The organism is Legionella quinlivanii (assembly GCF_900461555.1).
Taxonomy (GTDB): domain Bacteria; phylum Pseudomonadota; class Gammaproteobacteria; order Legionellales; family Legionellaceae; genus Legionella_C; species Legionella_C quinlivanii.
The window spans coordinates 2741754-2753808 of the sequence record NZ_UGOX01000001.1; the positions used below are offsets into that span (position 1 = coordinate 2741754).

The window sequence follows — 12055 nt, forward strand, 5'->3', positions numbered from 1 at the left end:
TTACTCCTTAATTAATCCGCGAAATTGCCGGGGTCTTACACCAGTTAAATACAGTGCTGAAAAATAAATAAGAATTGCCGCACCCACATGAGCGAACAGCAGCATGAGCCTCATAACCGATGAAAGATGCAACCACGTTTCGACATCACCACTGGCATAATAGAGATAAACAGCAATTAATGTATTGGCAAACAACAACTGCATTATAAATTTTAGCCAAGCTTTTGCCGGATGATAAATTTTTTTACGCAAAAGAAGGAAAATAAGCAATCCACAGTTCACATAACCGGCAAGGGTTGAAGAAAGCGCAAGGCCTGCATGGGCCAGGGGCCAGATTAATACCGCACAAAAAATACTGTTAACCACCATTGCGATGGCCCCGATTTTTACCGGCGTTTTAATATCCTGACGGGCATAAAATCCTGAGGCGAGCACTTTAATCATCATAAAAGCAGGCACACCGCTGCCCAATGCAATCAGGCTTTTTTGAGTTTGCAGAAGATCATTCAAGTTAAATTTCCCATAGGAAAAACAACAGGCAATCATGGGCATGGAAAAAACAGCCAGACCAATCCCTGCCGGCAAGCCAATTAATAAAATGAGTCTTAATCCCCAATCCAGTGCCCGTGAATAGCGCTCATTGTTTTGCTCGGCATGCCGGCGTGACAAATGTGGCAAAATAACTGTGGCAATTGCCACACCAAAAACACCCAGAGGAAAATCAGTTAAGCGATCAGTGTAATAAAGCCAGGAAACAGAGCCTATCTTTAAAAAAGAGGCAAAAATCGAGTCGACCATTAAATTTAACTGTGCGATTGAAACGCCAAAGAGAGCGGGAATCATCAATTTCATCACCCGCTTAACCCCTTCGTCCTTTCGCGCTAGACGGGGTCTGACCAATAAGGTTCTTTTATAAAGAAAAGGCAGCTGAAACAGAAACTGGGCGACACCGGCAATAAATACCCCCCAGGCCAGTGCGACTACCGGCTGAGGCAACATGGGGCTTAGATACCAGGCCGCCAGGATCATACTCAGATTTAACATGACAGGGGTTATCGCTGGAATGGCAAAATAGCCATAGGTGTTTAACACAGCACCCGCCATTGCGGTTAGCGAAACCAACATCAGATAGGGAAACGTAATACGCAGCATTTCTGTGGCCAGAAGACTTCGCGGACTCCCCTCTCCAAAACCGGGAGCAAAAATTAAAATAATCAGCGGCGTTGCCAGAATGCCGATTAAAGTGACCACCGAAAGCACTGCGGATAATTGGCCCGAAACGCGCGCGATAAACAGCCGCACATCCTCAACGGACTGCGTTTGCTGATATTCAGCCAAAACCGGAACAAACGCTTGTGAGAATGCGCCTTCGGCAAATAAGCGCCGCATAAAATTGGGGATCCGAAACGCTACAAAAAAGGCGTCCATTCCAGCCCCGGCACCAAAAAGCTGAGCGATGACCACATCGCGGGCAAAACCGGTCATTCTTGAAATGAATGTCATCACGGAAACCAGTGTGGTTGAGCGCAGCAGACTTTGTTGTTTTGGAAGCATTATCTCAGTCGCAGACATGATTATTCAGATTTTAAAGAAAGAATGATTATCCCATTAATTACCAACTGAGTCTAACGCTCACTACCATTAGCTTAAGGAAATTTTGCAATTAGACGCAGGTTGGGCCCTGGTCTAATGACACTTACTTATGACCCTAAGCCCTACGTCCCTCGGACAAGCCGAGGGACGTAGACAAATATCTTATGTAAGTACCATTGGAACTGATATCAGCCGAGGTACGGAGAGAGCGTGTAACCGATCTGCAATTATTTCATCCTTGACTTAACAATCATATCCGACATCTCCGGACCCTGTACTGAGCCATTCACATTATTTTTGCTTTTTTCAATAATCATCTGTGTGGATGCACCGATTGGCCCTACCCCAACTCCAAGTTTGACACCCGTTTTATTTTCTTTATTTGAAAATCCTATTTCTCCTCCCGCGCTGAGAAGGCTCAGCTCCGCCACAACGGTTACTGTGGTACAGGTATCCTGATTGCAACTTGGCTTTGACCGGAAAAAAGTCTGCCCTTTTGCCGCAGAAACCCGGGCACCCACATTGAAACCCTCAGAGGATACATTGCCAGTGACATCGCCAGTAAACAAATCCACGCGGCTGCCACCCTCGGTTTTTAAAACCTCAAGACGGGTGGACGCAGCAACACTGACAGAGGGTATGCCGCTTTCCGTAGTGACCTGGACAGCCGATACACTGGTCGACTTCGTCAACTCCACTTGAATATTTTCACTCAGCCTTACAGGCTCCACAAAGGAAACACTGTTTGATACAGCTGCTGTTCTATCAGCGTCTCTGATGCTGAGACCAGGTTTATTAAAAAAACCAATACTGCCAGTTGGAATTTGTTTCTGAGGGGCTGTGGTATATCGACCCGTCTTGGGATCACGCCAGCGAGAGTTGTCTTTCTTATCTTTTTCTTTTTGTTTTTCTTTAGTGGGTATAGTCAATTTGGTACGTTCAGCTTTGCTCGAAGAAGCGCTTGTTTTCTCTTTAGCCGCTTTCTTTTGAGGGGGAGTATCCTTTGCTTTTTCAGGAAGAGCCGGTCTTTTCAGCGATACGGGCAGTGTTGCAGCCAGAGCCGGTTTCTGTAAAGGCACTGTTTCCTCGATATCCATTGATACAGGCTGCTCTCGAGCAGGAGTAGGCTTATTGACTGCCTCATCCAACTGCTTGCTGAACTGGCCTTTCTCTCCTGAGTTATATACAGGGATGGCATCAGGCTGTTTGGCCGTTCCAACCGTTGCTTTCACGTCCTGACCATTCGTTTGCACGCCAACTCCCACACCGCCTTTAAATACTTCTTTAACGGCTTGTTCGCCAACTCTTACAACACTCTTTAGCACCTTGGTTCTGTTTTTATGGACGCGTTCCTGTTGCTGCACTTCCAAGCCGCCAAATCGACGCTCGCCCACATTCACAGCAGTTTTATGAGCCAGTTCAAAAATTCCTCTGCCCTTCTCAATCTCATTTGGGGGAAAATTACCTCCCGCTGTTGCGAAACAGGCATTAATAAAAGAATCCCTTTGTCTGACAGTTGCAGTGGTTTCCAGATGTTGATTGCAAATCATCGTTAGTTCCGTTTTTTGTTGTCCATTCAGGGGCGCGTATCCGGCTTTTTTAAATTCCTTGTCAATTTTCTCTATAAAAATCTGTACTATGAGGTTGGCTTGAGGCACGCTATTCAAATATTTAACCGTTTGTACAGTGACTGGTTTTTGAGATTCGTATTGAGCGAGTAAGGCTTTGGCAGCTGGTTCAGCTCTATTGGATTCCATGTATCGGGTTGCCGAGCGGATCAGGCGTTTTTCATGCCTTTTTGAACTACCGCCCTGATCTTTCTCAAACTGTATACGCATCGCTTCTTTTGCAGCGCTATCATGATAGGCAGGATCCCCGCCCCAAAACTTACAGGCCAAAGTATCAGCCATTCGTTGAGCAATAGCCTGTATACCTCCTCCAGCATGCCGCTCGGTCTTAACTAATTTCTCCGCAGTCAGGGAGTCGTCCCATTTTTCAAAAGGGACAAGCGGTTCGACTTTGGCTCTTTTAGCCCGGGATATTTCATCGCCATCATCATCTGCTTTTCTTTTTCCTGAGCTTTTTTCACCAGTTATTTCTGCCAGTCTCTCTGTCAGTTGATCGAGATCCATCACTTCCTGCCATTCTTTGACCTTCTCAGCAATGTCGTAATCCTCATAATCCTGCTCACTGCCGCTCCACAAAACGCGCTCATTGCCATCCTCATCCTGAACGGTTAATTTGACCCTTTTGTCCTGATGATTCATATAGGCATGGATACCACCTGCAGCTCCTGAAGCCAGTGCGGTAGCAACAAGAGTAGCAGGCTCGAGGTTCTTACCCAAAGGCTGCTGAAGAATTATGTTTTCAGTTAGCGTTGAAGTCACCTGGCTGCTGGTTGCGGCGGTCGCGGCGGTAAGTGACTGGTTAACAACCGCTTTGAATGCTGAGCTGGCAGGATTAATTAATTTACTCAGTACAATTTGAGAGGCCTTCGAGGTCCACTCGGAGGTTTTGTTACCCACAACATTCGTAATTCCACCAACTACCACCTCACCTATCAATTCCTTTCCAGAAGGCAGCTTCTTATTATCAACTACTGCTTCCATGACTTTGGCAGTAGGTCGACTCAAGGCGCCTGCCAAAATTATGGCCTTATACCCTTCTCCAACCAGAGCCGCAGGACCGCCGCCCGCGAGAGCAGCAGTTCCATTAATCAGAGCTGTTTTAAAATAGTCACGTGTACTGCAATTTTTATCCTGTATCACTTTTATGGCAGTTCCAGTCGCTGAGCTCATTAATACAGCTCCCGCGACAGGATTTACAGCACCCACTGCCACAGCAGCAACCATCTGAACCCCGGAAAATGTCAATTGAAGTATCTGATTACTAGTGACGCCCCCCATCAGGCCATAAGATACACCGAGAACGACCTTTTTCCCTGAAGGCCTCAGATCAACGACTTCCACCTGCCTGGGGTTCAAAGTTTTAAACTGCTCTTGAATGAATGTACAGAGAAGCTGCTCGTTATTCTGAGAAGCCGGAAAAGTCGACAAAGACTTAAATGACTCAGTTAACTGGTAATCATTGGTTCTAAAGGACTCAGTTGCTGTGCGCAACTTAAACTGCAATCGCCCCTCCTGAAGGGAAACAGAAATAGTGTATTTTTGGAAATTCTCAAATTTTACTTTCATGTTGGACTTAAGGGAAACAAAATGCGCCATTATAACACATTACCGCCACCATGATCACAATAAGAACACAAAGAACTTAAATTAACTCTGCAATTTCATGCTCCGCAGACTTCATTTCAGAAATATCGGAATTTATGCCTGCCTGGACCTGATAAATATTGACAAAATCGAGTGCATTGTGCATGATTAGCATCTTTTGATATATAGTCCGTAGCCTCAATCGAACGAATGGCTGCTGTCTTACTGAGTGGAGATTTTAAGTGGCAAATATTAAGTCAGCAATTAAACGCGCCCGTCAAAACATTAAATTGCGCCAACATAATGCCAGTGCGCGCTCAATGTACCGTACTTTTGTAAAAAATGTACTGAAAGCCGTTGAAACAGGTGACCATGAAGCAGCTAAAGCAGCTTATGCCAAAGCACAACCTGTTATTGACAAAGCGGCTGGCAAGGGCCTGATTCATAAGAATAAAGCAGCCCGTATTAAAAGCCGTCTGAGTGCTCGTATCAAAGCGATGTCTGCCTGATTTTGTCTGAGTTCTCGTATCTCTGCATGCGAGAACACTATCTCGGTTTATAACTCCCTCCTTCTTTAAAGGCTAATCTATTGCTCTGTGTAATTGAAAATTACGCTGAACCGCCATAAACTTAAGTATGTAGTTACTCTCTTTATTCATTTTGATTAGCCCTAAGTAAGGAGAATTCGCATGGATGATAAAAAACCTGTGAGCGTTCAGAACGAAGAGGCTAGTAGCCACCATCAGGGAAACTATCAGACGGAAAAACCAGGCGAAATTACTAAAAAATCGCAAGGTCCAAAAGGAAATCAAATTCCAGAGCCCGATCAAAAAAAGTTTAACAAATAATGCGCGCCTCGAATGTTGTGATTCATAACTCAGGGAGCATATTATGCCTGATAAAAGCCTCAATATTTGTAATACTGACGCTTACAGTAGCAAGCTCAAGATCTAGCCTGAACTAGTAAAGTCGTTCTACCCTGGACCGAACATCATGTCCGTTATTCTTTTCCTTACACAACCTGGCATGTCTTAGCGCACATTCAATAGCAGTCCACAATTCCATATCCCATAGGTCCACCGCATAACAAGTACCTTTGGAAGTCTCAAGAAAAAAATCACTTTCGTCTTTACCACTGTCTCGATAGGAAAGCCCTCTGATTTTATCGTGGCATAACTTATAAAACTCATGATATCCATTGGAACTGAGATCATAGGCTTCTACTGCATCAGGGGTGCTGAATTGCTGGACCATGCTCATAAAATAAGGGTAGTTATTGGGTGCGAAGCGTAAATAGTCTGGAGGATATTTTTTCTTTAAATTCTCTTCCGGTTCAAGAATTGCCTTCTTCGCTATTTCTTCCAAAAGTTCGTAATAAGTATAGCCCTTCAAATACCGGCAAAGGGAGTAAATGAAAACCTGCTTGCTGCCAGGATCGCCGCCATTCGTTTGCCTTAAACGCTCCTGCATTTTAATCTTGGAATCTCTATCCACCTGAAAAATCAATTCAAATGTTTTACCCTGCGGATTCTCGACCTCTCCCCTGAAAAGCTGCAGCTGTTGTTTATAAAATAAATGATCGCTTACTCGGGTAGGCCTCTTAAATAAACCCCATTCCTCGTAAAGCCGAAGCTTGGTTTGATAAGTGCCAGGTATCACTGAGTCGTGCAAGTCAGTGGCATTGGCAAGAAAATCTGAAAAGTCTTCTAACACCAATTCACTTAGTTCGGCTACAAAGGCTTGATGCTGTTTTTCATCGCGAAAATGTGAATAAATCACCACACCCTCAAGCTCACCGGCCATCCAGCGATTTTGCAACAAGCCGGCGTATTTGAACCCATTATCTGTATCACCAAATCCAGGACAATTTCCAAAATTTTGAAAAGCATGCTTCTGTTCACGAAGCTTCATTTCAAATTGTTCAGGGTCACTTCTTAATAACTCAAGGCTGTTGGGAGAGGAAAGCTCCATATCATTATGAGAAAACTCTTCTCCCCATATCTGACACATATACGATTTTTTATGAGCCAGTTTTTTAGGGAGAAATATTTGCTGCATCAGAGCCTGCGGTTTTCCCTGTAACCCATGATAGGCTCTTTCAAAAAAATGTTTATAGCGCGCGCAACGCTGTGGGGAATAGATTTCCAATATTCTGAAAAAATCACCAAACAGTTCATCAAATGGAGTCCGCTCCCCATAGGCTGCTTTAAAATACCACCATAGCGATGAGGAGGCCGTACTGTGTGAATTTGAGATAGAAGAAGGATTGCAAGCGGCTATTCTGTCCGGAGCGCCTAAAATATTATTGAAAGTCTCGCCATTACTATGCAAGCGGCGCCATTTCAGAAGAAAAATATCAATATTATCAATACTGTTTTTTATAAAATTAACTAATCGCATTTCAGTGATAGTAGATAAACGATTGGTTAATTCTGCTCTCAAAGTCTTGATCCACAAATTAATAAAGCAATAGAGTTGCATGCTGGAATATTCAGCGGTGTGATAAAGGGGCACATAATCCGGATGCTCTGCCAGAAAACTTTTCTCTCGCTCAATCATCGTCACTATCTGATCGACAAACTGTTCGTTTTCCAGCATTTGTTTACCCGCATCAGTCAGCACCTCTTTGGTTGCTGTCCAATTAACTGGCCGAAAACAATGCTTTAAAAACCAGGTGAAATCCGTTCTGACATCACCAGTATAATGGTCTCCCAAATATAGTTTTAACAAGCCTGTAGTAGGTGTATAGGATGAAGCCGATTGAAGTTTATCAAATGGAGCAGGTTCGGGTTGTGGCGGCTCTTCTGTAAAGGGGGTCGCTCGTAAGCGTTCAACAATTCGCGCCTGATTCACAATCAAATACGCCTGGTCTTCCGGTTTTTCAGCACGGTTTGACATTAATTGTTTATATTGATCATAGCAATCTACATTCTGGAATGTATTACCGTCGACTAGTGAATGAACGAAAGAAGTAGTATAAATAATGTAGCTGGTTAGTTCTGCTAATGACGTTGGATTATAAATAAGCCCCACTCCCAGATCCGGATCAATCATGTGATGATCGCCTCTTGTGGCAACATAGGTTTGCAAGGCTGCCGTATCTTTACCCTCAATCTGAATGGACAAATGCTGTAATAACAAATGCTCCATAAAGATTTGTGCATCGGAATAGGGAGCAATATCGTCTTTTTCTGAGTGGGTTATCAGAATGGGAATATCAGTTGGCATCGAACTGGCATGTGGATATTTAACGCCGCCGCTAAAATGGGCGCCGCTAAACAGATTTTCAAAAATCCCTTTCTTAACCTGCGCTAACAAGTGCGCATTGATGAATGAGCCAAAACTACCCCCTCTAAGAATTGCCTTGGGACTATTAATAAACCCCATTGCAAGCATATACTGAGTCACTGCGTAAATATCCTGCGGCCCATAGATATGATGTTTATCTTTAGCCAAATCTTTCCATTTTAACCAATCTTCCTTTTCTTTCCCTTCAACAGGATAATCAGTACTGCCGCGATAATTAGGACAGGCTACAACAAAACCATGTGTGAGAAAGTAAGCAATTTCGGCATGCAAATTATCCTTTGACATGTATACATTCGGACCACCATGCGTATGAATAATCAAAGGGGCTGGACGCTCAGCATTGACCGTTTTAGGCTTAAAGAGCACAAAAGGAATTGAAGGCTGACCTTCAAAAAGTGGGGGTGCAAATTCATCGCTAGCCACAATTTCAACATCAGCTGTAGCCTCTTGAAATGCTTTTTTGTATCCTTCCTGGAAAATCTTACTTGTTGAAAAACGGGCTTTATTTTTTTGTTTAATATACAGTTCAATTAAGGTTTGAGGAGTCATACCAAGATACTAAATGATCAAATTGCGAGCAATTATATCATTTTTATTGCTCTTCCTGTCAAACTGTTTTCAGGGAACTGGAAGATACACATCGAAACGGATTGTTTTACCTGGAATATTAGAATTCGCCGGAAACAAGGGAGGAAGGGATTGCGGCCATTTGACAACCACTTTATTGCGGGCTCTTTTCCTGGCAATCTGCAATAACTGATTTGCGTCATAATCACTGCCAATCAGTTGCTGCAGCACCTGCAAATCTTTTTTGACAAGCGCCGTTTTTTGACGCACCGGATGCATGGGATCGATATAAATGATATCAGGATACTGCTCTTCCTTTAGTTCATTCAAAAAATGAATCGCATCGCAGTGGAGAACTGATAATTGGAGAGCATTTTCAGACCCTTGATCTCGGCGCATTAATGCATCCTCTAATAATACCGCTATCACCGGATTTCGTTCCAGCATCAGAACGCTTGCCCCAAAAGAAGCAAGGACTGCTGCATCCCGCCCCCAACCTGCTGTGGCATCGATTATGCGCAAACCGGCTTGTGGTTTGCAAGCACGAACCAGCCCCTGCTTTTTGCCCTCGTTTTTTCGAGCTTGCCAATAGCTAAAGTCAAAACTCGCCTGCTGGGCTGAAAAAGGAGCAATTTTGAGTGATAAACCATTGCTGGCGACAAGCAGCTGGTTCCTTGCGGATAAATTGATGGGCAAATTCAAGCGCTTTGACAATTCTTCCGCTTGTGAATATTGCAGAGCATTTTCATAGGCGATAGATAAATTTTCAATCATCCCTGTCCTTGCAAACTTTCCACATATTCCAGTAAGGAGTGGAAAACAGGAACTTCTGGATAATTCATTAGTCCTACCCGATCGGTCATTGGCGATAACACCATAACTGGTGTGGCGCCAGCTGCCAGTGCGGCCTGGATATCGGATACTCTGTCGCCAACGAAGGGAACCCCTTCGAGAGAGCAAGAAAACCTTTTGGCTAAGCGTCGCAATAAACCAGGCTCTGGTTTACGGCACAAACAGCCTTCATCTGGCATGTGAAGGCAATATTCTATAGCGGCTATTTCACCCCCCACCGCCTGCAACTCGCCAAGCATTTTCTGATGTATCCGCTCCAGCGTTTTTTCAGTGTAATAACCACGCGATACGCCGGACTGATTGGTGGCAACCCCCAGCAAATAACCTGCCCGGGTCAATCTGGCAATAGCCTCTTTGCTGCCTGGCAAGAAATTAAAATCATCCTCGCAGCGAATATAGTTGATTGAATCGGAATTGATAATACCATCCCGATCCAGCAGAATCACTTTATTCATGATACCGTCTGTAATACCGAAATATCTGCTACACTCTGGAGCAGCACCTGTAAACGACTCAGCAAAGCCAAGCGATTAGCCTTGATTTTTTCTTCGTCGACCATAACCATCACTCGCTCAAAAAATGCATCAACTGCAGTTTTCAAGCCGGCTAACTGATTTAATATCAGCGAATATTTTTTAGTTTCCTGCCAGCTTTTGGATCGCTCCTCGACTTCGAGAAGAGAAGCATAAAGATGCTGTTCAGCAACTTCTGAAAACAGGCTGGAATCCACATGCATATGATTGCTTTGCTGCTGCAGAATATTGCTGACACGCTTACAGGCCGCTGACAGGGAGCTCGCTTCGGGCAAGTTAATAAAATGAAGCAATGCCTGAACTCGCTGCTCAAAATCGTAGAGATTGTCAGCCTGGCGGGCACGAACTGCCAGTACAATATCATTGCTCACAGCTTGCGCTTGATAATAGGAATTCAAGCGTTCCAGAATAAAAGCTTGAATTTCTTTCAAAGCCGGCTCATTGGCATTAATCAGACGGCCATAAGCGCTGATGGAAGCCTCAATTAATTCCGAAAGATTCAACTCGGTGTTATTACTCACCAGCATACGTACAATAGCTAGAGCATGCCGTCGCAACTTGAACGGATCTTTCATACCAGTAGGCTTCTGCCCAATCGCGAAAATTCCAACCAGGGTATCCAGACGATCGGCCAAAGACAGTGCGAGACCAAGAGAAGACTGTGGGAGGCCATCACCCGCAAAGCGCGGTAGATATTGTTCATTAAGAGCGACAGCAACATCCAGCTTTTCACCATCATGCCGGGCATAATAGTATCCCATAAGGCCCTGTAATTCAGGGAACTCACCAACCATACCGGTCATCAAATCACACTTGCTAAGCTCTGCTGCACGCATTGCCTGTTCTCTGTCTAAACCCAGAGGCTTTATGAGATGTTCCATAATCCCTTGAATGCGGAGCGATTTATCGAGCAGACTACCCAGTTTTGCCTGAAAAATTACTTTTGAAATTGAATCGAGATGTCGGGAAAGTGTCTGCTTTTTATCCTGTTCAAAAAAGAAAGCAGCGTCACTCAAACGCGCGCGCATGACCTTTTCATTACCCGCGATTACCTGTTTCGGCTTTTTGCTTTCGATATTTGAAATTGCGATAAATAAGGGCATCAACTGCTGGCTTTCATCTTTTAAAGCGAAACATTTCTGGTGTGATTGCATAGAAGCGATTAATGCTTCGGGTGGAACATTCAGAAAAGCCGGATCAAAACTGGCTAATAAGGCCTGTGGCCATTCTACAATTGAGGTCACCTCATCCACCAGCTCTTCGGGCATGATGGCTGTTCCTCTGGCCTCTGCTGCTGTTTTTTCAATCTGATCAACAATTAATTGACGGCGTTTGCCAAAGTCAGCAACAACCGACGCACTATGTAAAGCTTGTTCATAATCGGCAGGCTGGTCTATTTGAACAGCGTGAGGGTGATGAAAGCGATGTCCATAGGTGATGCGTCCTGTTGCCATACCAAAAATGCTTGCTTTAATGATTTGCTTACCCCAAAGCATGACAGCCCAGTGAACAGGTCGAGAAAACTCATCATCACCTGTTCCCCAGCGCATAGGTTTTGGTATCGGCAAATTCGCCAATGCCTGTTGGACCAGTGCAGGCAGTAAGGTTTCGCTGGGTGCTCCGGGGGAATGACTTTCATAAACAAACCATTCGCCCTTATCGGTTTTGCTGCGGCTAAGCTGTTCAACATCAACTCCGCAAGAGCGCGCAAATCCTAGCAGTGCAGGACTAAATTTACCCTCGGCATCATAAGCCGCCGCCACTGCCGGGCCTCTTTTGACCGAGGTTTGAGAGGGCTGTTCTCTAGCCACTTTGCTTATCAGGACAGCAAGGCGCCTTGGCGTAGCAAATGATTTAATTTCACCATAAGCAATTTCGGCTTTTTCCAGTGCATCCTTTATGTTACAGGCTAGTTCTCGGGAAAGAGGCAAAACAGAGCCGGAGGGCAACTCTTCACAACCTAATTCAAATAAAAAATCATTGACCATG

8 protein-coding genes are annotated in these 12055 nt (G+C 44.5%); 2 read left to right on the forward strand and 6 right to left on the reverse strand.

Going from position 1 to position 12055, the window contains the following annotated elements:
• Together murJ and DYH61_RS11660 are read right to left on the reverse strand one after the other, a co-directional pair.
• Entirely contained in the window at nt 1-1572 is a 1572-nt protein-coding gene (murJ, locus tag DYH61_RS11655) for a murein biosynthesis integral membrane protein MurJ (protein WP_058507696.1), read from the reverse strand.
• A 248-nt stretch (nt 1573-1820) separates the two neighbouring features.
• Nucleotides 1821-4724, reverse strand: coding sequence for a hypothetical protein (locus DYH61_RS11660; protein WP_133129067.1), 2904 nt, complete (start codon nt 4722-4724; stop codon nt 1821-1823).
• 323 nt (nt 4725-5047) lie between these two features.
• Here DYH61_RS11660 and rpsT point away from each other — a divergent pair, with 323 nt between their 5' ends.
• Both rpsT and DYH61_RS15675 read left to right on the forward strand, forming a co-directional pair.
• Nucleotides 5048-5314, forward strand: coding sequence for a 30S ribosomal protein S20 (gene rpsT, locus DYH61_RS11665; RefSeq protein ID WP_058507698.1), 267 nt, complete (start codon nt 5048-5050; stop codon nt 5312-5314).
• Nucleotides 5315-5494: 180 nt separating this feature from the next.
• On the forward strand, nt 5495-5653 hold the full coding sequence (locus DYH61_RS15675) for a hypothetical protein (RefSeq protein WP_157072296.1): 159 nt from the start codon (nt 5495-5497) through the stop codon (nt 5651-5653).
• Between the two features lie 112 nt (nt 5654-5765).
• Here DYH61_RS15675 and DYH61_RS11670 read toward each other — a convergent pair whose 3' ends face one another.
• The 4 genes from DYH61_RS11670 to glyS form a co-directional block, all read right to left on the reverse strand.
• Nucleotides 5766-8663 carry an alpha/beta hydrolase family protein gene (locus DYH61_RS11670; RefSeq protein WP_058507699.1) on the reverse strand — a complete coding sequence of 966 codons (2898 nt, stop codon included), beginning with the start codon at nt 8661-8663 and terminating at the stop codon, nt 5766-5768.
• A gap of 69 nt (nt 8664-8732) precedes the next feature.
• The gene (locus tag DYH61_RS11675) at nt 8733-9455 is read right to left on the reverse strand and encodes a class I SAM-dependent methyltransferase (protein ID WP_058507700.1); all 723 of its coding nucleotides are present in this window, start codon (nt 9453-9455) and stop codon (nt 8733-8735) included.
• The gene (gmhB, locus tag DYH61_RS11680) at nt 9452-9988 is read right to left on the reverse strand and encodes a D-glycero-beta-D-manno-heptose 1,7-bisphosphate 7-phosphatase (RefSeq protein ID WP_058507701.1); all 537 of its coding nucleotides are present in this window, start codon (nt 9986-9988) and stop codon (nt 9452-9454) included. The genes DYH61_RS11675 and gmhB overlap by 4 nt, the downstream gene beginning before the upstream one ends.
• Nucleotides 9985-12054, reverse strand: coding sequence for a glycine--tRNA ligase subunit beta (gene glyS / locus DYH61_RS11685; RefSeq protein WP_058507702.1), 2070 nt, complete (start codon nt 12052-12054; stop codon nt 9985-9987). The genes gmhB and glyS overlap by 4 nt, the downstream gene beginning before the upstream one ends.
• Nucleotide 12055: the final 1 nt, after the last annotated feature.

Coding starts and splice junctions, on each gene's coding strand:
- murJ (WP_058507696.1), bottom strand. CDS start 1,572: ATGTCTGCGACTGAGATAATGCTTCCAAAACAACAAAGTCTGCTGCGC.
- glyS (WP_058507702.1), bottom strand. CDS start 12,054: ATGGTCAATGATTTTTTATTTGAATTAGGTTGTGAAGAGTTGCCCTCC.
- DYH61_RS11670 (WP_058507699.1), bottom strand. CDS start 8,663: ATGACTCCTCAAACCTTAATTGAACTGTATATTAAACAAAAAAATAAA.
- DYH61_RS11675 (WP_058507700.1), bottom strand. CDS start 9,455: ATGATTGAAAATTTATCTATCGCCTATGAAAATGCTCTGCAATATTCA.
- gmhB (WP_058507701.1), bottom strand. CDS start 9,988: ATGAATAAAGTGATTCTGCTGGATCGGGATGGTATTATCAATTCCGAT.
- DYH61_RS15675 (WP_157072296.1), top strand. CDS start 5,495: ATGGATGATAAAAAACCTGTGAGCGTTCAGAACGAAGAGGCTAGTAGC.